Source organism: Rheinheimera sp. WS51 (genome assembly GCF_050936095.1).
GTDB lineage: Bacteria > Pseudomonadota > Gammaproteobacteria > Enterobacterales > Alteromonadaceae > Alishewanella.
In genome coordinates, this window is sequence record NZ_JBOTRC010000009.1 from 19,303 (window position 1) to 41,088 (window position 21,786).

The 21,786-nt window shown below is 41.5% G+C and carries 24 protein-coding genes; 7 read left to right on the plus strand and 17 right to left on the minus strand.

The features are described from left to right. The first annotated feature begins 123 nt into the window (after positions 1–123). Complete coding sequence (gene ytfE, locus ACRCA4_RS10935) at positions 124–819, plus strand: iron-sulfur cluster repair protein YtfE (RefSeq protein WP_433188222.1); 696 nt, start codon at positions 124–126, stop codon at positions 817–819. An 81-nt stretch (positions 820–900) separates the two neighbouring features. Here ytfE and ACRCA4_RS10940 read toward each other — a convergent pair whose 3' ends face one another. The 6 genes from ACRCA4_RS10940 to ACRCA4_RS10965 are packed head-to-tail and all read right to left on the minus strand — an operon-like array spanning position 901 to position 7,366. Further along, on the minus strand, positions 901–2,646 hold the full coding sequence (locus ACRCA4_RS10940) for an ABC transporter transmembrane domain-containing protein (RefSeq protein ID WP_433188225.1): 1,746 nt from the start codon (positions 2,644–2,646) through the stop codon (positions 901–903). A 4-nt stretch (positions 2,647–2,650) separates the two neighbouring features. Further along, a complete protein-coding gene (locus ACRCA4_RS10945) occupies positions 2,651–3,364 on the minus strand; it encodes an ElyC/SanA/YdcF family protein (protein ID WP_433188228.1) in 714 nt (237 codons plus the stop codon). After that, positions 3,348–4,619 carry an O-antigen ligase family protein gene (locus tag ACRCA4_RS10950; protein ID WP_433188231.1) on the minus strand — a complete coding sequence of 424 codons (1,272 nt, stop codon included), beginning with the start codon at positions 4,617–4,619 and terminating at the stop codon, positions 3,348–3,350. Before ACRCA4_RS10950 ends, ACRCA4_RS10945 begins: the two co-directional genes overlap by 17 nt. 14 nt (positions 4,620–4,633) lie before the next feature. Then, entirely contained in the window at positions 4,634–5,536 is a 903-nt protein-coding gene (locus ACRCA4_RS10955; protein WP_433188233.1) for a glycosyltransferase, read from the minus strand. A 28-nt stretch (positions 5,537–5,564) separates the two neighbouring features. After that, positions 5,565–6,314: a WecB/TagA/CpsF family glycosyltransferase gene (locus ACRCA4_RS10960; RefSeq protein ID WP_433188236.1), complete on the minus strand. Its 750-nt coding sequence runs from the start codon at positions 6,312–6,314 to the stop codon at positions 5,565–5,567. Then, the gene (locus ACRCA4_RS10965) at positions 6,311–7,366 is read right to left on the minus strand and encodes a glycosyltransferase family 4 protein (protein ID WP_433188239.1); all 1,056 of its coding nucleotides are present in this window, start codon (positions 7,364–7,366) and stop codon (positions 6,311–6,313) included. Before ACRCA4_RS10965 ends, ACRCA4_RS10960 begins: the two co-directional genes overlap by 4 nt. Before the next feature lie 136 nt (positions 7,367–7,502). Here ACRCA4_RS10965 and wecA point away from each other — a divergent pair, with 136 nt between their 5' ends. The 6 genes from wecA (at position 7,503) to arsB (ending at position 13,105) form a co-directional block, all read left to right on the plus strand. Beyond that, positions 7,503–8,567: a UDP-N-acetylglucosamine--undecaprenyl-phosphate N-acetylglucosaminephosphotransferase gene (wecA, locus tag ACRCA4_RS10970; protein WP_433188242.1), complete on the plus strand. Its 1,065-nt coding sequence runs from the start codon at positions 7,503–7,505 to the stop codon at positions 8,565–8,567. 44 nt (positions 8,568–8,611) lie between these two features. Beyond that, positions 8,612–9,922: a flippase gene (locus ACRCA4_RS10975; RefSeq protein WP_433188245.1), complete on the plus strand. Its 1,311-nt coding sequence runs from the start codon at positions 8,612–8,614 to the stop codon at positions 9,920–9,922. Positions 9,923–9,964: 42 nt separating this feature from the next. Next, positions 9,965–11,116: a polysaccharide pyruvyl transferase family protein gene (locus ACRCA4_RS10980; protein WP_433188248.1), complete on the plus strand. Its 1,152-nt coding sequence runs from the start codon at positions 9,965–9,967 to the stop codon at positions 11,114–11,116. A gap of 94 nt (positions 11,117–11,210) precedes the next feature. Further along, positions 11,211–11,546, plus strand: coding sequence for a metalloregulator ArsR/SmtB family transcription factor (locus ACRCA4_RS10985; RefSeq protein WP_433188251.1), 336 nt, complete (start codon positions 11,211–11,213; stop codon positions 11,544–11,546). A 15-nt stretch (positions 11,547–11,561) separates the two neighbouring features. Beyond that, positions 11,562–12,053: an arsenate reductase ArsC gene (locus tag ACRCA4_RS10990; RefSeq protein WP_433188254.1), complete on the plus strand. Its 492-nt coding sequence runs from the start codon at positions 11,562–11,564 to the stop codon at positions 12,051–12,053. Positions 12,054–12,076: 23 nt separating this feature from the next. Then, positions 12,077–13,105, plus strand: coding sequence for an ACR3 family arsenite efflux transporter (gene arsB, locus ACRCA4_RS10995; RefSeq protein WP_433188257.1), 1,029 nt, complete (start codon positions 12,077–12,079; stop codon positions 13,103–13,105). Between the two features lie 104 nt (positions 13,106–13,209). Here arsB and ACRCA4_RS11000 read toward each other — a convergent pair whose 3' ends face one another. The 11 genes from ACRCA4_RS11000 to ACRCA4_RS11050 form a co-directional block, all read right to left on the minus strand. Beyond that, positions 13,210–14,625, minus strand: a complete 1,416-nt coding sequence (locus tag ACRCA4_RS11000) for an L-serine ammonia-lyase (protein ID WP_433188260.1) — start codon at positions 14,623–14,625, stop codon at positions 13,210–13,212. Between the two features lie 331 nt (positions 14,626–14,956). Next, the gene (locus ACRCA4_RS11005) at positions 14,957–16,051 is read right to left on the minus strand and encodes an FUSC family protein (protein WP_433188263.1); all 1,095 of its coding nucleotides are present in this window, start codon (positions 16,049–16,051) and stop codon (positions 14,957–14,959) included. Positions 16,052–16,136: 85 nt separating this feature from the next. Continuing rightward, positions 16,137–16,385 (minus strand): hypothetical protein, encoded by a 249-nt coding sequence (locus tag ACRCA4_RS11010; RefSeq protein WP_433188266.1) that lies wholly within the window; start codon positions 16,383–16,385, stop codon positions 16,137–16,139. Positions 16,386–16,430: 45 nt separating this feature from the next. Then, a complete protein-coding gene (locus ACRCA4_RS11015; protein ID WP_433188269.1) occupies positions 16,431–16,895 on the minus strand; it encodes a GNAT family N-acetyltransferase in 465 nt (154 codons plus the stop codon). An 80-nt stretch (positions 16,896–16,975) separates the two neighbouring features. Beyond that, positions 16,976–17,224, minus strand: a complete 249-nt coding sequence (locus tag ACRCA4_RS11020; protein WP_433188271.1) for a DUF3297 family protein — start codon at positions 17,222–17,224, stop codon at positions 16,976–16,978. A gap of 97 nt (positions 17,225–17,321) precedes the next feature. After that, positions 17,322–17,555, minus strand: coding sequence for a hypothetical protein (locus ACRCA4_RS11025; protein ID WP_433188273.1), 234 nt, complete (start codon positions 17,553–17,555; stop codon positions 17,322–17,324). Continuing rightward, positions 17,555–17,764 carry a hypothetical protein gene (locus ACRCA4_RS11030; protein WP_433188275.1) on the minus strand — a complete coding sequence of 70 codons (210 nt, stop codon included), beginning with the start codon at positions 17,762–17,764 and terminating at the stop codon, positions 17,555–17,557. Before ACRCA4_RS11030 ends, ACRCA4_RS11025 begins: the two co-directional genes overlap by 1 nt. Positions 17,765–17,852: 88 nt before the next feature. Next, positions 17,853–18,611 carry an SDR family oxidoreductase gene (locus ACRCA4_RS11035; RefSeq protein ID WP_433188278.1) on the minus strand — a complete coding sequence of 253 codons (759 nt, stop codon included), beginning with the start codon at positions 18,609–18,611 and terminating at the stop codon, positions 17,853–17,855. A 316-nt stretch (positions 18,612–18,927) separates the two neighbouring features. Then, a complete protein-coding gene (gene mmsB, locus ACRCA4_RS11040) occupies positions 18,928–19,818 on the minus strand; it encodes a 3-hydroxyisobutyrate dehydrogenase (protein WP_433188281.1) in 891 nt (296 codons plus the stop codon). A gap of 12 nt (positions 19,819–19,830) precedes the next feature. Further along, positions 19,831–20,967 (minus strand): enoyl-CoA hydratase/isomerase family protein, encoded by a 1,137-nt coding sequence (locus ACRCA4_RS11045; protein WP_433188284.1) that lies wholly within the window; start codon positions 20,965–20,967, stop codon positions 19,831–19,833. Between the two features lie 4 nt (positions 20,968–20,971). Next, the gene (locus ACRCA4_RS11050; protein WP_433188286.1) at positions 20,972–21,745 is read right to left on the minus strand and encodes an enoyl-CoA hydratase; all 774 of its coding nucleotides are present in this window, start codon (positions 21,743–21,745) and stop codon (positions 20,972–20,974) included. Positions 21,746–21,786 lie beyond the last annotated feature (41 nt).

Sequence of the window (21,786 nt, forward strand, 5' to 3'; positions counted from 1 at the left end):
TATGGGTTTAATATACCATAGCGTTAAATAAAACCATATAAATCAATGGTGGTAGTTTTGGCCTAACTCTTGCTCTATACAGCTATATAACAAGTTTTATTTATTATTTAGCTAGGAGTCAGTATGTCATTATTAGATCAATCTTTAGGTAGCATTGCGACATCTGTTGCTGGAGCAACAGCAGTATTTCATCAATTTAAATTAGACTTTTGTTGTGGTGGCCAACTAAGTTTACGCGAAGCTTTAGCCAAACGTGAGCTAAACGAACAAGACGTTGTTACCGCATTAACTGCCTTACAGCAGCAAACAACCGACCATATAAACTGGCAAGAAAAGCCAGTTAAAGAGTTAATTGAGCACATAGTTACACGCTTTCACCAGCGTCATAGGCAACAGCTACCTGAGTTAACCCGTTTAGCCCGTCGGGTTGAGCATGTTCACGGTATGGACCCTAATTGCCCTAACGGTTTAACCGAACATTTAGAGCAAATGTATCAAGAATTAGAAAGTCATATGATGAAAGAAGAACAAATTTTATTTCCTATGCTTGCAGGTGGTATTTACCCATCAGGCCCAATTAGCGTAATGGAAGAAGAGCACATTCAGCATGGCGATGCGCTAGAAACCTTGTGTAAACTCACTAATGATATTACTTTGCCAGCGGGTGCTTGTAACACTTGGACCGCGCTGTATATTGGCCTTGAAGAATTAAGACAAGATTTAATGCAGCATATTTTATTAGAAAATGAAATTTTGTTTGTGCAACCTAAAGCCAAAGCCCATGGCGAAGGCGGGGTTTGTTGCGGCGGCTGCCAATAAGCTGCAGTGCACTAAACACTAAACACTAAACACTAAAAAAGCCTGCTAATTTTTAGCAGGCTTTTTTGTTAGTGCTAGTTGTTAATGCAAAAGCTGCAGCTTCGCTAGCTCACTATACAGCGGGCTTTGCTCTATTAGTTGATGATGGGTGCCACTGGCAATAATACGGCCTTTATCTAATAGAATAATCCGATCAGCATTAACCACTGTTGCCAAACGGTGAGCAATAATTAAGCTGGTTTTATTTTGCATTAAGTGCTCTAGCGCCAACTGAACTTGCTGCTCGCTTAAGGCATCTAAGGCACTGGTGGCTTCATCTAACAATAATACTGGCCGGTCGGCTAAAATAGCTCTAGCAATAGCAATTCGCTGCCTTTGCCCACCAGATAACTTAACCCCGCGCTCGCCTAATTGGGTTTGATAACCTGCACTTAATTCGTTAATAAAGCCATCGGCACGAGCCGCAATACAAGCTTTCACCACTTCTTGCTCAGTCGCTTCTGGTCGGCCATAACGCACATTTTCTAACACACTGTCAGCAAATATAACGGCATCTTGTGGCACTAAGGCAAATTGCTGGCGTAGTTGTGCTAACTCAAGCTGGTTAATATCCACGCCATCTAAGTAAATAGCGCCTTGACTGGGCTGATAAAACCGCTGCAACAATTGAAACAAAGTGGTTTTACCAGCACCGCTTGGGCCAACTATGGCAATGCGCTCGCCTGGTTTAATAGCCAGCTGTAATTGCTGTAGCACTAGCTTGTCATCTGTATTAGGGTAAGCAAAACTTAATTGCTTTAACTCAATAGCACCGGTAATTGGCTGGGGTAAAGGTACGGTTATTTCAGCTGATTGAATATCAACTGGCATTTCTGCTAATTCAATTAAGCGCTCAGCCGCACCAGCTGCTCGCTGAATATCACCTATTACTTCGCTTATGGTCGCCGCGCCTCCGGCCACCATAACAGCATAAAACATAAAAGCCGTTAACTCGCCTGGGGTCATTTTATCGGCCATAACATCATGAGCGCCAGCCCAACTTACTAGCACCATAGCGCCTATACTTAGCATCATTACCATAGCAATTAACAAGGCACGGTAAAAAATACGGCCGCTAGCTGCCTGCATAACTTGCTCTATGCGCTGGCCAAAACGCTGTATATCATGCTGCTCATGGGTATAAGACTGCACGGTATGAATTTCATGTATACTTTCATCAACATAAGCACCAACATCAGCCAGCCTATCTTGACTGGCGCGGGCTAAAAGCCGTACCTTTTTACCTAACATAAAAATAGGTAACAAGACTAAGGGCACCGCAATCAAGACTAACAGTGTCATTTTTACGCTAGTTAGTGCCATCATAATTAAACCGCCGACAATAGTAACACTAGAGCGCAAGGCCATAGATAAACTAGAGCCAACCACACTTTGTAATAAGGTGGTGTCAGCGGTAAAACGCGAGATAATTTCTCCGGTGCGCATTTCGCTATAAAAGGCAGGCGATAGTTTTAACATATTCTGATACACGGTATTGCGGATATTGGCACTTACCCGCTCGCCCAACCAAGTCATTAAATAAAACCGAGCAAAAGTGGCCACTGACGCCACTAAACATAACAATAAAATAAAGCCAGTGACATAATTGAGCTGGCTTGCATTACCTTGAGCAAAGCCTTGGTCAACTAACATTTTTACGCCTTGGCCTAAGGCTAGCCAGCTTAAAGATCCTATAGCTAAAAAAATAAGGGCGGCTATAACCTTAAGCCAAAAAGGTTTTAAAAAGGTAAAAATCCATGGCAAGACTTTCGTTGATGAAGTTGTCATGCTTTTATTCAGCCTCTGGTGCTTGGTGCCATGAAGTCCAGCTACGCGTTGCAACAAACACCGTATAGCTGCTAAATTCGGCAATTAACTTACTGTATAAATCAAAATTGCTTAAATTTACGGTAAAAAAACAATTTATCCCGCAATTTACGGCGCGAAAAGTTTGGCTCGAAGTCGTAACAACTTGGCTAGGCAACTTATGGTACTCAACCAGTTGCCGAACCCGCCAGCCATGAAACTGGCTAGTTACAATATAATTAGCCTTAATGCCATATTTTTGGCTTAAACTAGAAAGCTCTTGATAAGTATTATCGCCGCCATTAAAGCAGTTAATGGCAATATTGGGTTGATTTCGCAGTAAATAGTCAACATAAGGCTGGCAGTGTCGAGTAGTTACTACCACAGATGCAGCCTGTTTAGGTAGTAGTTGCACCGCTCTATCTAAACGCGATTTAGCACAGGCGGGTAAAGCTGTCGCACTGCCACCGCAGCCAAGCACAACGGCATTAACACTGCTTGCTTTTGTTACTCTTGCCTCACTTAACTTAAACTCGGGGAATAGCGCCCTTACTTGATTGGCAATAAAACTATTACCCAACACATAATAAAAAATAAATAAGCACCATAAACCTTTTTTGCGGTAGAAAATACAACTAATAAATAAAGCAAATAACACAATATTTTGTGGGTATAGCAAAGGCTCAAGAATGTCTTTCACGTATCGTCCTTAGTTGCTGCTCGCTGCTTGAAAATAATAGCGCATTACAAAGTGCCCAAGGCAACCACAATAAGCCAGAAGTAATAACATGGCCTGCCATAGCAGAAACAGCCAATAATACTAGATTAAGCAATAACATAACACGGCCTGCCCTTAAACCAAGGTGTTTAATGCTATTACAAATAAATAGGCCAAAAGTGGCAATATAAACAACTACCCCAACCACACCATAAAAGATAAATAAATCAAACCAGTCTAGTTCAGCAAAGTACTTTTTAAGCTGTAAAGCACTACCGCCTTGCCCTACCCCAAGTAGAGTTTGGCCGCTGGCATAGTGCTGCTGTACGCTGGCCCATATTTGGCTGGCATAAAGATCACGCGACGATAAAATAATACCGCTTATACCACGCTGTTGATAAACAAAGTCTAACTTTTGGTAAATGCCTAATGCCTGCAACAGAGCCGGCAGATTAAGACTTGCCAACAAAAATAGCACAAGAAACACGGCTGCCATGGCAACTAACCTTAGCTGATGCTGACGCCAAAACTGAGCAGGCATAAACAATAAAGGAATAGTTAACACTAAAATTAAACAGCCAAATAGCCCGGTTTTAGTTAATAACAACAAAGCTATTACCAAGGCCAATAGGCTAACAAGGCAGTAACGCCAGCGCGATAACGGCCAAGTAAGGCTTAATAATGCTGCCGTTAAGACGAGTAACAATGCCGACAATTCATTAGTGGAATAAAAAAAACCTTTTATGCCTAAAAATGCTTGCTGCACATTCTCCATCGGCCGATAAGCACTATAACCCCAGCCACTTAACCCCAATAACATATTCAGTAATAAAACGACTGAACTTACAGCTAGGGTAAAGTAGAACAGCCGTTGAGCTGAAGCAGGCTGCCGTTGCTGTAAAGTGAAAAAGTAGTAAAAGCCTAACAAGGGGCTGAGTATTTTTACCACTAATTGAACGTCTGCCAAAATCCATTGGCTGCTTTGTTGCCAACTGCTTACAGCCGGCCCCAATAGCAGTAAAAGTGCAGTCGCAATATAAATTAACACGGCTTTAAACTGGCTTTGACTAAGCGCCAGCAACATTAAACTTAACAGCAAACCTTTATAAACCAAAGCCAAGCCATAAGCCGAACCTTGGCTTTGTAGTAAAGCGCCATTTAAACAATCAACCAACAAAAACCAAGGGATCAAACCACATAACAGCCGATCGGCTTGGCTTAATAACCAAGACTGCATTTTTGCTGGGGCTATCACTTTTTAAACAGCCCCATAACACCCTTACTAAACAACTGCATTCGCCATTTACTTAAAATCCGTAATTTATGCTTTAAATAATAACGCCACTTTAAGCCGACTAAACCGTAACGAGCACGGCTAAAAAAGCCAAATAGACTAAGAGGCTGATGTTGCATGGTTTGGCGGTAATACATTTGATTTTGTAAGTTACGCTCAGACATTAAGCTGCGATGTTTAGCCACAAATTGCTTGTGAGCATCTAAACGTTTGGGCGAGTCTGTAATACGGCCCAGTTCATGACCTACGTTCACCTTATAACTTGGCTCGGCAATACGTAAAGCGGGACCATAGTCACGCACTACCCGTACCCACATATCGTAATCTTGAAACGCGGCTAAATTTATATCAAAGCCGCCCAAGGCTAGCATGCGATCACGCTTTACTAGGGCTTGATTAGATAGCACATGCAGATCAAGCAACTGAGCTAAATCTACCACTTCCTGCTTGGTATGAAGCCGCTTTTGCAAAGAGCCGTAATCCCAGATATAACCTGAGCAAACACAGCTATATTTATCGTCATAAGCGTCATATAAGCTTTGCAATCTATTAGGCAAAAATTCATCATCATCATCAATGCCAGTAACCCACTCACCTTTAGCCTCGGTTATGGCTCTATTGCGGGCAGCGCAAGCGCCTTGGCCTTTGTCTTGGCGAAATAAACGCACTCGACTATCATGCTCATAGCGCTGGTTTAAAATATGCCAAGTATCATCAGGCGAAGCATCGTCTACTACCAATAACTCAAAATTAGGGTAAGTTTGCGCTAAAACAGATTCAATAGCACGGATCGCCATATTAACCCGGTTATAAGTAGGCATATAAACACTGATCAGGGGTAAAGCTGTTGCATAAACCATTCGTTATCACCCTTATTACTAAATATCACTAAATTTTACCGCGCCAATACCACCAAATATAACGCAACAAGCCCAACTGCCGGCCTATACGACTAGGCTGCAACAGCAACCGATAAGCCCATTCTAAATTTAGTTTGCACCACAAAGCCGGAGCCCGTTTTACATTGCCAGTAAAAACATCATAAGTGCCGCCAACGCCCATATAAAAACAATTGGGGTGCGCTTTGGCTAGACGCTGAATAAGCAACTCTTGTTTAGGTGAGCCCATAGCCACACTAACTATTTTAGCGCCGCTTTGTTTAATACTGGCGGTTAGAGCCGCTTCGTCTTTAAAATAACCATCAATCGCGCCGACTAAATTCACCTGCTGCTGTTTTAACTTAGTGGCAGTTTGCTGATTAACCTCAGGCTTAGCGCCGACAATAAATACCGGCACCTGATATTGTGCAGCGCGTAGCATTAATTGCTGCCAAAACTCACAACCGGGAATACGTTGTACTTGTTTGCCTAACCGTTTACGCATAACCTTCACCACCCCTATACCATCGGCATAGCGTAAATCGGCTTGGTTAATTACCGCCTCAATTTCTGGGTTTTGCATTGCGGTTAATATTTTTTCAGGATTAATAGCAATAGCTGAGCCGGCAAACACTGTAGCATCGGGCTTAATCACTAATTCCAGCATATGCTGCATATCGTTAAAAGCTGCCACCTGAACAGGGCCAATTTTAACCGTTTCTAGGTTAATTGCTTCATTATTTATAACTGATTCACTCATAAAACAACTCGTTGATAAACTGTCTCTAATTGCTCTGCGATATTTTTTAATAAATAGGGCTCTGCACTAGTACGGGCTTGTTGTTGCAGCCGTTGATACTGCTCGGGTGGCAGCTGCCATAAGCGTTGAATAATGGCAGTTGCATTCGCAAGCCACTGCTGCTCAGAATCAGTAGCGCTAAGTAAGACCCCGTTGACGCCATTTTGCACTTGCTCTTGAGCGCCATCAGTAAAGCTGGCAATAACAGGCGTATAGCAGCACATGGCCTCAGTCATCACTAAACCAAAGGCTTCGTTACGGGATAAATTTATTAAGTATCGCGACTGCTGATATAGCTGCTTTAAGGCGCTACTATTTTTCGGCCCGACAACTAAGACATTGGAAAACTCAGTCGCCGCTGTTTGCAACCGACTTAACCAAGGACCACTGCCAGCAATAACTACATGTTTATCTGTTAAGTAAGGCAGCATAGCCAGCAGTCTATCCATGCCTTTGTTTTCATCTAAACTACCAACATAAAGTAAATCGATTGTTTTATCTTGCCAGGTCACTTGCTCAGCTTGGCGAAAAGACTCATGAATACCCGCTGCTAACACTTTGCTATTGGCTTTAGGCAAAGAAAAATGCTGCTCTAACGCCGAGCTGGCAAAGATCCACTGATCAACCTGTTTAGCACACCAGCGATATAGTTTACTGGGTGGTTGATACTTATAAATATCACTGCCATGACAGGTGACAACTATTTTTAAATTTCTATTGCGACAAAACTTATAAACTAAAGCCAGCCAAATAGTCGGATAGAAAAAGTGGATATGTGCTATATCATAACGCTGACGGCTAATAACAAAGCGCCAGATAAAGCTAAATAAAAAAACTGGATATTTCAAAAGCTTGTTCAGCAAAGAGTCACTGTGCCAGCGCATATAATGATACGCAGGGTTAAGTTTGGCTAAGGCCCAAACTTGGTTATGAACAAATTTACCTTGAAATGGCGCCGATGGTTTTGGCCCCATATTACTTATAATAAGAATTTTACACTGAGATAATTGCACGTTACTTATTCGTCCTAACGGCCAATTTAGCCAGTTAAATTAAACAACCTTAGTGCACAGTAAACCCGATTTTAGCTGACGCTGTGCTGAATAGCACTAACAGCATAGTAATAAAAACAGATATATGGGTAACTAAATGGCTGAAAACACATTACTTTACATCACTGCATTGGTTTGCTCGACCCTAGCGATAAGCTTGCTTTATCCACTGTCGATCCGCTTTGGTTTAGTTGATATTCCGCACGGACGTAAACAACACCAAGGGGCTGTGCCATTAATTGGCGGTATTGCTACTTATATAGGTATCGCCATTAGTTTAAGTTTATTTGCAAATACCACATTACAGCCGTTTTATTATTTAGCCTGTACCGGTTGTATAGTACTACTAGGTGTTTTTGATGATTATCTAGATTTAAGTGTCAAGCTGCGCTTAGCCGTGCAAACTCTACTTGGTTTAGCCATGACATGGAGTTTAGGTTTGCACTTAAGTAGCTTAGGTAACTTATTTGGTTTAGGTAGCATAGAACTGGGGGTTTTCGGCTTACCTATTACCTTAATTGCCGTTATTGCGGCTATTAACGCCTTTAATATGACCGATGGCATAGATGGCCTAGCAGGTATGCTTAGCTTAGTGAGCTTTATCACTATCGCTATTTTTATGTGGTTATGGGGCCAGCAAGACTATGCTGTATTTGTCTTAGTTATAATTTTCGCTATGTTGCCCTATTTAGCCTGTAACTTAGGGCTTATCGGTAATAAAAAGATATTTTTAGGCGATGCCGGCAGTATGTTTATCGGTTTATCGATTATTTGGTTACTAATTATTGGCACCCAAAGTGAAACTGCCAGTTTTAGACCTGTTACCGCCTTGTGGATTATTGCTATTCCATTAATGGATATGATTGCCATTATGGTTAGGCGTATTCGCAAAGGCCAGTCCCCCTTTAAAGCTGATCGCGAGCATTTGCACCATATTTCCTTACGTTTAGGCTTAAACTCTCGCGAGTCATTATTATTAATAACGTCTTTAGCTTGCGTGTTCTCTTGTATTGGTATTATTGCTGAATACTTACTGGTGCCCGACTTTATTATGTTGCTGCTATTTAGCTTGGCATTTGCCGGTTATTTATATTTATTACAAAACACTTGGCGCCTAGTGTCACATTTTCGCCAGCAAGCTTTACGTCATAACAATAAGTAAGATTTAAACATTTTTTAATCAAAAGCTTATAAGGAAGATTAAGAGTGAATTTTATAATCAAACTGCTGCAAGCTAGAGCCACTGCCATGCTTGGCGATAAAATGTTTAAGTTAGCAGCAGGTGCGATTTTAACTATTTTTGTTGCCCGTATGCTCGGTGCCGCTGAGCTAGGTATTTTCTCTATTGTTATGGCTTGGAGCGCGTTTTTAGTACCTATTACGAGTTTAGGCTTAAACAATATCGTTGTTAGGCAAATGGTAAAGCATGACAAGGGTAAAGATGCCATGACCATGCTGTATAGCGCTATCAGTATGCGCTTACTTCTTGGCTTTATTGGTGGTAGTTTTATTTTACTGGCCTTTTATTGGCTTTATCCCGACCTCTTTGTTGGCCATTTGCGCATTGCTATTCCAGCGCTATTTTTGCTGCAAACTTTTTTTGGCTTTTTATTATTTGAATTTTATTTAAATTACCAAGGCACCTTTAGAACGGTAGCTTACATTAAAGCCGCTATAACCGCCGTAAGCTTTAGTATTAAATTAACCCTGTTATATCAAGGCTTTGGTATCGCAAGCTTAATTTTATTTACCGGTATCGAATTTCTGCTGGTTGGCTTGGCCCAATACATTGTTTATCGTTTAAAACACAAACCTTATAACGAAACAGAAAACCGCTGGCCGGGCTATCATCCGCGCTGGTTTAATCTGGCTCAGGCTAAACAATTATTAAAGCGATCTTCTTGGCTTTGGCTGTCGGGTATTGTCTCGGTAATTTACTTAAAAATAGATATCGTTATGCTTGGCTCTATAGCGGGTGCTGAGCAAGCCGGTATTTATGCCGCTGCCAGCCGATTATCTGAGCTGTGGTATGTATTTCCAGCCACCTTAGCTGCCCGCTATTATCCGGATATGATCCGTGCTTACCAACAAGGCTTTAACTCCTATTATTTGAAGCTGCGCCGTTTCGCTTTATTGTTTTTTGCCGCGGCGTTTTCTATCGCGCTGGTAATGACGCTTATTGCACCTTGGATTATTAGTTTATTGTTTGGTGCTAACTTTTTAGCAGCCGTAGAGGTATTACAAATTCATGTTTGGGCAGGTTGTTTTATCTTTGTTCGTTATTTAATTAGCCAGCATTTACTTATTACTGAGCAAGAGCCTTTATCTTTAGCTAGCCATGTTATAGGTGCTTTACTTAATGTTGGCCTAAATATTTGGCTGATCCCGACAATGGGGATAGTTGGTGCCGCTTGGGCTACACTTATCTCTTACTCTTTTGCCTCATTCTTTTTTCTATTTTTATTTAAAAGCACACGCCAACAAATGTGGCAGTTAGTAACAGTGCGCAAAAATTAATAAATAACCTAAATATTTAACGCGTTTTAATAAGGGCGGTATATGAGCAAACCATTTTTTGTTGAAATTAAAGGCGTCCAGTTTCGCAATAAAGGCGCCTATTTAATGTTACTTGCCTGCTTAGATGGCTTAAAAGCCGAGCCTAACGTGCAATTAGTATTATCGCCAGGACCTAACCTACCCTACCCTGAACGCGCGCGTTTAGGGGCTTGGCAAAAGCTATCTTTTCGCCGTGGCGGCCTAGATTTTACCCCGTGGATTGGCAAGCTACCCATGCAGGGTTTATTTCGCCGTTATGGCATGCTGTGTGAGCAACAAGTCGATTTAGTGCTAGAGGCCAGCGGCTTTGCTTATGGTGATCAATGGCCACTGCGCTTTTTACAAAACACCGCCAAAGAAGTAGTGCGTTTTGCTAAGGCTGGCAAGCCCTTTATTTTTATGCCCCAAGCCTTTGGCCCTTTTGAATCAGAGCCTAGTAAAGCTGCCATGCGCGATATTATTCAGCATGCTGCTTTAATATTTGTTCGCGATCCTGTGTCGTTGCAGCACTTACAAGGCTGTGTAGCAGACCTACCGCAATCAGTTGTGCTGACTCCCGACTTTACAATAGGCTTAACCGCTAAAGCGAATCATGAAGTGCCAACCATTGATGGTCCCTATGCTGCACTTATTCCTAACAATAAAGTCGTGTCTAAATTTAACCATGCCGATGCCGAGCAACAACGAGCGCAATACATTAATGCCTTTGCTGCTGCGGCCAATAAGCTAAACGAAAAGGGTTTCCAGGTAATGCTGGTGAATCATGAAGGCAAAGAAGATGCAGCGCTTTGCAATGAAATTGCCGCTAAAGCCAAGTGTCAGATCGTCCAGATTGAAGATCCCTTAGCCGTTAAAGCCTTTATTGGTAAAGCTGAACTGGCTATTAGCTCTCGCTTTCATGGCGCTATTAATGCCTTAAGCCAAGGGGTGCCCTGCATTGCCACTAGCTGGAGTCATAAATACCACGCCATGATGAGCGACTTTGGCATGGCTGAATACTGCGTAGAGCAACTAACAGAGCAAAACCTGTTAGCCAGCTTACAGCAAGTGTTAGAGCATAAAACTGCACTAAGCTTAACCTTAAAACAAAAAGCCACTGAGCTTAAACAAAAAAATGCAGCCATGTGGCAGCGGCTGTACCAAGTAATAAAGTAGCGCTTTAGTGCGCTTTTATTACTGTATTAAAATAGATTGACCTAACATTTAACATATGCGAAATTACACATATGTGAAATTTCGGATATGTTAAATGGATCCTTGTACCTTTTTTAAATGTCTTGCTGATGATACACGACTGAAATCTCTACTGCTTCTTACTCACACACCTGAAGCTTGTGTTTGTGATTTAATGCAAGCGTTAGCGCTTGATCAACCTAAAATATCTCGCCACTTAGCCCTATTACGTCAAAACGGTATTCTAATGGATGAACGGCGGGGTAAATGGGTCTATTACTCACTTCACCCGCAGCTACCGCAGTGGGTTCGAGATGCAATTATCAGCACCGCTAAGCACAACCTTGCTTATTTTAATGCTGACTTACAAAAATTAATTGCCGCACAAGCTTCTTCTAATCTATCTTGTTAAATAAAGTTATTACCTATGAAAATTCTCTATATTTGTACCCATAATCGCTGTCGAAGCATCTTATCAGAAGCTATTACAAATAGTGTTGCAGCAGGTTTAATAGAAGCTAGAAGTGCGGGTAGCCAGCCTGCTGGTGAAGTGCATCCCCTCACGCTTAAGTATCTAAACCAAGCCGGTTATGCAACTGAAGGTTTAACCAGCCAATCTTGGCATGATTTTACTGACTTTAAGCCAGATATCGTGATTACAGTATGCGACTCTGCGGCGGGTGAAAGCTGCCCACTTTATTTTGGTTCTAGCCTAAAAGTTCATTGGGGCTTAAACGACCCTTCAAAAATACAAGCTGATGAAGATCAAATTGAACAAGCCTTTTTAGCCTGCATTAACGAAATAAGCCAACGGGTAGAAAAGCTTAAGCTCCTTGCTAAACAAGCATTAGCCCCTGCAGAGCTTAAATTAGCATTAGAAAAAATAGCGGCTGACCAGCTCAAAGAAACCGTTAATTAACCCGTACTATAAGGAGATCCGTTATGGGATTATTTGAACGCTTTTTATCTATTTGGGTTGCGCTTGCTATAGTGCTGGGCATTGTCGCAGGGAGCTTAGTACCTCAAGCTTTTAATATTATTGCTACATTAGAGTTTGCCCATGTCAATATTGTTATCGCCGCCCTTATTTGGTTGATGATTTACCCTATGATGGTGCAAATTGATTTTTCCTCTATTAAAGATGTTGGCAAAAAACCAAAAGGCTTAGCATTAACCCTTATTATCAATTGGTTGATTAAACCTTTTACTATGGCCTTACTCGGCTGGTTGTTTTTTAAAGTTATCTTTGTTGACTGGGTTGATCCTACTACAGCAACTGAATATATCGCCGGTATGATTCTACTGGGGGTTGCGCCTTGTACTGCCATGGTTTTTGTTTGGAGCCAGCTAACTAAAGGCGATGCTAATTACACTTTAGTACAAGTGTCAATAAACGACATTATTATGATTTTTGCTTTTGCCCCTTTAGCCGCCTTACTGTTAGGGGTAACTGATATTACCGTACCTTGGGATACGTTGCTGCTTTCGGTCGGCCTATATGTATTAGTCCCCCTGATTGCCGGTATTTTAACCCGCAAAAAACTAGATAAAGCCCCTAAGGCACAGCCTAACAATTCAGCACTAGAGCAGTTTTTAGGCAAAATGAAACCTTGGTCTATTATTGGCTTACTTTCAACTGTTGTGTTGTTATTTGGCTTGCAAGCAGAAACCATTTTAGCAAAACCGGAAGCCATTATCCTGATTGCGATCCCCTTGCTAATTCAAACCTACGGTATTTTTGTGCTGGCTTATTGGTTAGCGAAACGACTTAAGTTGCCGCATAACATTGCTGCTCCTGCCTGTATGATTGGCACCTCTAACTTTTTTGAATTAGCGGTTGCAGTGGCAATTTCATTATTTGGCTTGCACTCGGGTGCAGCATTAGCAACGGTAGTTGGTGTATTAGTTGAAGTGCCAGTAATGTTATCTTTAGTCTGGTTTGCTAATAGAACTCGGCATTGGTTTAGTTAGGCAGGAAAATAATCTCCCTTTGGCTGCTATAATAACTAACATATTTAGCAACCTAAGGGAGAAACAAGTAACAGCGGTACTTGCTATAAATTAACTGTTAGTAATTAACACTCTGCGATATTAACCGCTATAGCTAAGCCACCTTCTGAGGTTTCTTTAAAGCGACCATTCATACTCTGCGCGGTTTCCCACATGGTTTGGATAACTTCATCTAAGGTAACCCGAGCATTAGCAGGATCACTTTCAATGGCAATATTAGCAGCCGTTATCGCTTTAATGGCTCCCATAGAGTTACGCTCTATACAAGGTATCTGAACTAAGCCTGCTACAGGATCACAAGTTAAGCCTAAATGATGCTCCATGGCTATTTCTGCTGCCATTAGCACCTGCCCTGGTGTACCACCCATAATTTCGGTTAAACCGGCTGCTGCCATTGCTGATGAGACTCCTGTTTCAGCCTGACAGCCGCCCATAGCAGCAGAGATAGTGGCATTTTTCTTAAATAAAGTCCCTATTTCACCTGCAACTAATAAGAAACGAATAATTTTGTCGTCCCCGGTATACTCAGTGAAGGTTTGTGAGTACATTAAAACGGCGGGAATAATGCCACTAGCACCATTTGTTGGCGCAGTAATAATACGGCCAAAGTTAGCATTTTCTTCGTTCACAGCTAAGGCAAAACAAGAAACCCATTTACTAATTCTAACAAAGGTTTCATCAGTATCTAGCACTAGCTGATACCATTCATCTTTATTTTTAAATGGTTTATTTCCTAATAAAGTGCGGTTTAAAGCTGCTGCTCTGCGCACTACTTTTAAGCCGCCTGGCAATATGCCTTCTTGAGTTATACCTTTATAAATACACTCTTTTATGCTTTGCCAAATAGCTAAAGCTTGTTCATTTGTTTGTTGTTTCGTGCGCCAGCTTTCTTCGTTGATATAAACTAAATCTGAAAAAGACACGCCTAATTTGTCACAATAATGCTGAACATCTTTGCCTTTATGACAAGGATAAGGCGTGCGAATTGTGAGCTCGTCTACTAAAGCTTCTTCTTCGGTTGCAACAAAACCACCGCCTATAGAATAGTAGTCTTGTTCAAACTCAGTACCATCTTTAAATACCGCTTTGAAAATCATTCCATTAGGATGGAAATCTAAACTTTTTTCTTTATTTAAAATAAGATGATGGCCATAGATAAATGGCAGCTCAATTTCAGCTGCAAACTTAAGCGTTTTCGCTGCTTTAATAGCCTCAATTTTTTGGGTTATTTTCGTTGTATCAATGGTTTTAAAGTCTTCACCCGACAGCCCTAACATACCGGCTATATCAGTACCATGACCAATACCCGTTTTAGCTAACGAGCCAAAAAACTCAACAAAGACTTCTTTTACATCAGAAATTTTATGTGTTTTACGAATTTCGTTTATAAATAACTCTGCCGCATTCCACGGTCCCATCGTATGCGAACTCGACGGTCCGATACCTATTTTTATAATGTCAAAAACACTAATAGATTCCATTTTGATCTCTTAATTCTTATTTAATACGGGTAAAACATGACCTAAGCTTTTAGTTATTTATTAAGTCTTGTTCGTTAAAACCTTGCCATGATAAATTTCACAGAATTCTATTGCCTGTTGCTCACTTTAACCAGCAGCTAGCTTAAAATGTTTATCGGCATAAATAGCCATTAGAGTGTAAACATAAATGCACTAATATACATTAACTACTAGCACTGAGTATTTTCTCTAACTTATTAAAGGCTAGTTTCTGTTGTACTGTACACGCTTTAAAACTTAAGTTCTGCCAGCTTGCGACTAATTAAGCTTAATAAAGGATGCTAAAACTAGCCTAATGCGACTTATTAGCTAAAAATGCCTGTAAACGTTGTTCTAAAATGGCATACTCCTTAGTTTGATGCAGCAACCCCCCCCCTAAATAGCCAATAAAACTACCAAGTAAGACATCTTTCAACCGCAGCATTAATAACCAATTTAGATCCTGGTCTATGCTATTGGCTTCGGCAAGAATAATAGTTAACGGTGTAATGCAAATAACGGCTAAGCCATAGTTTCTCGTTATTAACACTTCAATTAAAAAGCTAAATAACATAATTAAGAATGCCAATATCCACGCATTTGGATTTAACGAAAAAATACTCCAAGCTAAGCCCATACCAATGGCCGTTCCAACAATACGATGAATTTTTCTATGCCACACTGCCCGAAAGCTAGCACCTTGGAGGATAGCTAAACAAGAAATCGGCACCCAATAAGGCTTGTCAAAACCAAACCATAAAGCCAAAAAATAACTTAAGGCAATAAAAGTAGCTATAGTAGATGCTTCTAAAAAAATTGCCGCCACTCTAGGTTCGGTTGGTTCAGCGGCGACTAGGCCATGTTTATTACCAGCCATTAGCTGAACTAAGCTATAAATAAGTGCTAACAAACTTGCACCCAAACAGCCGAATAACAATAATCCCACTCTTTGTGCCACTAATGCCAGATCAAAAGGTACTGCACTGGCAACGCATGCAATCATAATAAAAAAGAAACTGCCAGGTGGCGGCACAACAAAAAAACGGCAAATAAAAGTCGCTAAAAATGAAACAAAAAACAGTGCCAGCACTAATACCCAAGGATTAAAGCCGGCCAACAGACTTAAAGTAAAGCTAGCAGAAAAACCAAAAGTCACTAATGCCATAGTTACCATGCGATGTGGCAAAGGCGTTTGCCTGATATACAAGCTGGCCAAGCCACCTAAGCTTGCCATAACACCAAGCATAAAGTGATTAAGCCAAACAGCAATAAGTGCAGGAACGCCAACAGATAAAGCGACAGTAAGATGAATACCAAAAGGCCGTTTTTGTGGATTTAATGCTAATAGCGGCCGAATTTTTGTCCAGATGTTAGTGCCATTAAAAGCGGTTGATTTATCTGACGCCATTTGCCCCCCTTAGAATTCAGATTAAAAAGTTTAAGTTGAATAAGCAACTACAACAATTAAGCCTGAGGAATAATTAAGTTACCGCTTAAGCACCAGAGTCAGTATCTTTACCATCTGGCTTTGCGATATCATTACACAAGGAACACTCTACACCCTTACTAGCCTGATATAGCCGAGAGCCTATAAAGATTGCAGTAGTAATAAATGCCCAAGTCGCTGCAAATGATAGTGAGACAGACAAATTATTCTGCTTTAGTAACTGAACAACAAAAAGTAAAATAAAAACAACACCATAAACCTTAATTGCTCTTTTTAACCAAAATTGATACCCCATTGCCATCTGTCCATTTAAAGCGGTAATATTATCAGTAGATACTAATTAACTGACTTTTTCCATTATAAAGTTTGTTAGTTTTTGCCCATTAATTAAGACTTGTTGCTGTTTAACGACAGTGAAACCCATTTTCTGATAAAAAGGCCTAGCAGTAATACTTACTTCAGAATAATAGCGTTTTATTGCCAAAGATTGGCCTTGGCTAAATATGTGCCGCATCAATGCTTTGCCTACACCTTGGCCTTGATATAAATGATGGCAAAAAAAATGGTCTATTAAACCTGTAGACTGAAGGTCGCTATAACCAACAATAGCCCCATCAATAACTGCAATATAAGGAGAGAGCCCTTGCATTCTCTTTTGCCAAGCGGCCATATCATAGTTATCAGGTGCCCAAGCTTGCACTTGCGCTGCTGAGTAATCACGAGAGTTGATATGACGAATAGTATGGTAGAACAGATCCCATAAAGCTGAAGCATCTGCCGGAGCGTAATCGCGAATGGTGATCAAGCTTAGCCCCTTCCTTTGTTTTATTAATAAATAAGCCGGCAATTTAGCCGGCTTATTATACTGGATCATTACAGCAGTATTTATTTATAAAAAGCTTCAACAGTGCCTTTAAGCTTAATTAATAACGGTTGACCACGGCGGTCTAGCGCTTTAGGTGATGCTACTTTAACCCAACCTTCGCTGATGCAATACTCTTCAACATCAAAACGCTCTTTGCCGTTAAGCCTAATGCCTACGCTGTGCTCGAAGATCTCTGCTATATGATGCGGGCTACGAGGGTTCCCTGATAAATGATCCGGTAATTCTGGACGCGATTTAGTCTCGTTCATGGTAAACCTAAAGTAAATAAAAGTACGCTATTGTAGACAATATCAGCCTAGCGCTCAATAACCCTTGATTCAACAAGCTGTGAATAGTTGAGCACTGCTATTTTGTTGCGGCTTTAATCGTAGCTTGCCAGTTAACTGCTTGCCATTGGCCGTTACGTTTAACAAAGGTGCCACTATTTAAATAACGCTGAGTCTTAGCACCTGAACGCCCCACTAATACAAAGGCAACAACAGCCGTATCACTATACTGCATTATGCTAACGTCTTCACTACTATACACTGTTTCGATATTGTCAGGTGCTATCATGCCGCTGCTTTTAACGCTCTGCATCAACTCTGCTTTACCAAAAGGCTGCCGCTGGAGCTAGTATAAATAAGCTCATCAGCCCAAAACTTATTATGAATGCTAGCATCATTACGGGTGGCACCATCGAGAAACTCCGATAGTAAGGCGGTTAATTCCGATTTATCATCAGCCATAGCAAATACAGGGCTTAACAGTAAAATACTGCCAAATAAACAGCTCACTAACAGTTTCATCTTAGATCCTTATGGTTAAGTTAAGATATTAGCAATAAAAAAGGCGCTCAATGCGCCTTTGATAACACAGTTTTAGCAGTAAAAACCATTACATGCTAATACCGCCATCAATTTCTACCACTCTGCCGGTGTAGAAGTCGTTCTCAAAGATATATTTAGCAGTATGAGCAATTTCACTGGCTTCACCTAAACGGCCAACCGGTTTCATTTTCTCTAAACGCTCGCGCATTTCCGGTTTCATAGCATCTGTCATGGCTGTGCGTATAACGCCAGGCGCTATAGCGGCAACACGAATACCATAACGGCCTAACTCACGGGCCCAAGTAACTGTCATCGCCACGACACCCGCTTTAGCGGCTGCATAGTTTGTTTGGCCCATATTGCCGCTACGTGCGACGCTAGACATATTAATAATAACGCCTTTACGCTGACGTTTTACCATTATGGCTGCAGCTTCACGACCACACAGGAAGACGCCTGTTAGGTTTACATCGATAACTGACTGAAATTGTTGCAGTGACATTTTGCTTTGAATTTCACCGTCTTTATATTTCAATAATAAGCCATCACGTAAAATACCGGCATTATTAATTAAGCCATCAATACCTGAAAAATCATTATCAATTTGGCTAAAGGTTGCTTCGACTTCGCTTTCATCTGCAACGTTAGCGCTATAGGTATTTACCGTGGTACTTGCTGCTAATTCGGCTTTAGCCGCAGCTAATTGCTCGGCATTCATATCAATTAACGCTAATTTTGCGCCCGCTTCTGCGCACATACGTGCCATTTCAAGACCAAGGCCTTGAGCACCACCTGTGATTACGATGGTTTTGTCTTTCAGGTCCATGTGTTTACCTTGTTTATTGTTTATTTGAAAGCGCCAGGTGCTGCGAACATTTTTTTCATGACACGGCGTGAATACCTCCATGTAGCCTCTTTGGACACCGTCCTGGTGTCCAAGGGTCAAGAAAAAAAGTTCATCCGCGCCTGACTTTGCCTTGCTAATTAATCAGTTAAAAACACCCCAACAGCAAATGTGGAGTATTTATTTCTGAGACCTTTGTAGGCCATGGATGGCCGAAACAGAGCCCCATGGATGGTTTATGGCGTGTCTCAGAAAAAATATACGCAGCAATTGCGGTTCGCCACACAGGATCTACAAGCTAACTTTTCTTCTCAAACATCTTAAAAATGCTTGAGAAATCAAGCTTGCCATTACCTGCGCGCTGGTGAGTTACATATAAACTACGCGCCAAGGCTCCCATTGGCGTGCTGCTATTGCTTTGTAAGGCGGCTTCTAGGGCTAAGCCTAAATCTTTCGCCATTAAATCAACTAAGAATCCACCTTGATAACCATTAGATGATGGCACATTCTCCATCACATCAGGACAAGGATTATATAACTCTAGCGTCCAGTTACGGCCCGAGCTTTTTAGCATAATATCTGATAACACTTTAGGATCTAAACCGTTATCTATGCCCATCTGTAATGCCTCTGACGTGCCCGCCATAAGAATACTCAGCAGCATATTATTACAAATTTTAGCCACTTGGCCTGCACCTACATCACCGGCATGAAATAAGTTTTTACCCATATCACTTAGCACTGTTTTAGCACGCTCAAAATTAGCAGGCTCACCACCAGTAATAAAGGTTAAAGTACCGGCTTTGGCGCCACCCACGCCACCTGAAACAGGGGCGTCGATAAAAGCAATGCCCTGCTCAGCTAAGCCGGCACCAACTTTACGGGCGCTATCGGCATCAATTGTCGAGCAGTCAATAACCAAAGCCGACTTAGCAATATGCTTAGCTAAGCCCTGTTCACCTAGGTATAAACCAATAACATGCTTACCCGCAGGCAGCATTGAAATAACAAACTCAGCATCGGTTACCGCTGCCATTGCAGAGCCAGCGCTGGTTACACCTTCAGCTTTTACTTGGGTTAAGGCTGCAGCTGATAAATCAAATGCGGTAACTTGATGTCCGGCTTTAGCAAGATTGATAGCCATAGGGCCACCCATGTTACCAAGGCCTATAAAAGCGACTTTTGCCATCTTAGGATCCTTTTATTCTTCTATTTGTCCAAGGTCACGAAGCGGATGTGCAGCGGCAGTCCATGGCGAGTGGAATAACTCAGTCACTATTTCAGCCGGTACATCGGCAACCGTTTTATATTGCCATTTTGGTTGGTGATCTTTATCTATTAATAAGGCGCGAACACCTTCGGCAAATTCACCTAATTTACCGCATTGCACACTTAAACCAAGCTCTAAACGAAAGCTATCGGCTAAAATTTTACTTTGGCCTAACTGCAATAATTTAAACACAATATGTGCAGTAATAGGGCTACCATAGGCTAAAGACGCTTTGGCTTTATCTAACCACTTATCTTCTTCACCTTCAATAGCATCAATGCTAGCCATAACTTGCTCTAGGTCGGTTTTAGTGGCTAATGCAGCTATTGCATCTTGGTATGGGCGAATATGGCTTAACGGCATCTGGCTACGGCACTGATCTTCCTCAGTACGTAGGATGTCGCTTAACTTTTGATGATTCAATATTACTGTATCGCCCCAGTTTACGGTTAATAGCTTATCCATCAAGGCTTCTTTGCGCTCATTAGTTACAAAGTGATCAGCTAAACCTATAAACTTGGCATCGGCAGCATTTATTGAAGCCCCCGTTAAGCCTAAGAATAAGCCACAACCTGCTGGCATACGGTTTAAAAACCAACTAGCGCCAACATCTGGATATAAGCCAATGGCCATTTCTGGCATAGCTATACGACTTGTTGCAGTAACCACTTTATGCGAAGCGCCAGCCATTAAGCCTAAACCGCCGCCCATAACAATGCCGTTACCCCAAACTAATACCGGCTTATCAAAGGTATGAATTAAATAATCTAACTCATACTCTTTACTGAAGAACTCTTCAACTTCTGGTGCATATTCACCTGGTTGCTGCTGCATTGCATGATATAAGTCACGTATATCACCACCGGCACAAAAGGCTTTTTCGCCAGCACCTTGCATAAAAACCAAACAAATATTGTCATCAGCCTGCCAGCGCTGTAACTGTGGCAGCATTGATTCAACCATGGGCAAACTTAACGCATTTAATGACTTTTCGCTGTTTAACGTCACAACGCCAATTTTTTTGCCATTATGGGTATCTAGCTCTACATATTTAACTACGTCTGTCATCTGCTTATCCATTAATCCAATTGGGTTTACGCTTTTCTAAAAATGCGGTGACGCCTTCAACTTGATCTTTAGTATCAAATAAGCCAACAAAATATTCACGCTCTAAAGGCAAGGCGCTATGCATACTGCCTTTACGGGCCTGCTGGATTAGCTGTTTACAAGCGCTAACTGCAGGAGGGCTTTGCTCTGCTGCCTTGTCGGCTAACTCTAAAGCGGTATCTAAAGCAGCGCCGGTAGCGACAACTTCTTCAATTAAGCCGATTTGTAAGGCTTTTTCAGCGTTTACTCGCTCGCCACATAAAATCATTCGCTTAGCCCAACCTTCGCCGACTAACCAAGCTAGGTTTTGAGTACCGCCAGCACAAGGTAATAAGCCTACTTTTGCTTCAGGCAATGCCATTATAGTTTGTTGCTCGGCAATACGAATATCACAAGCTAAAGCGACTTCTAAACCGCCGCCCATGGCATAACCATTAATAGCCGCTATAGATACCCCTCTAAAAGCAGTTAAGGTTTCAAAGGCTTCACCAAAGATCCGAGACATATCGCTAGCCACAGCTTTGTCACCATCAGCAAATAATTTAAGATCGGCGCCCGCACTAAAAAACTTTTCACCTTCACCGGTAATAACCAAAGCATAGATATTTTTGTCTTCATCTAGGCTTTTAACAGCGTCACGCAATTGGCTTAAAGTTTCAAAGGTCCAAGTGTTTGCAGGAGGGTTAGCAATAGTAATTAATGCGGTATGACCACGCTTTTCTAGTTTTAACTGTGCCATGATGTTTCCTTATCTAGGCCACAGCAAAAACATAAACATTT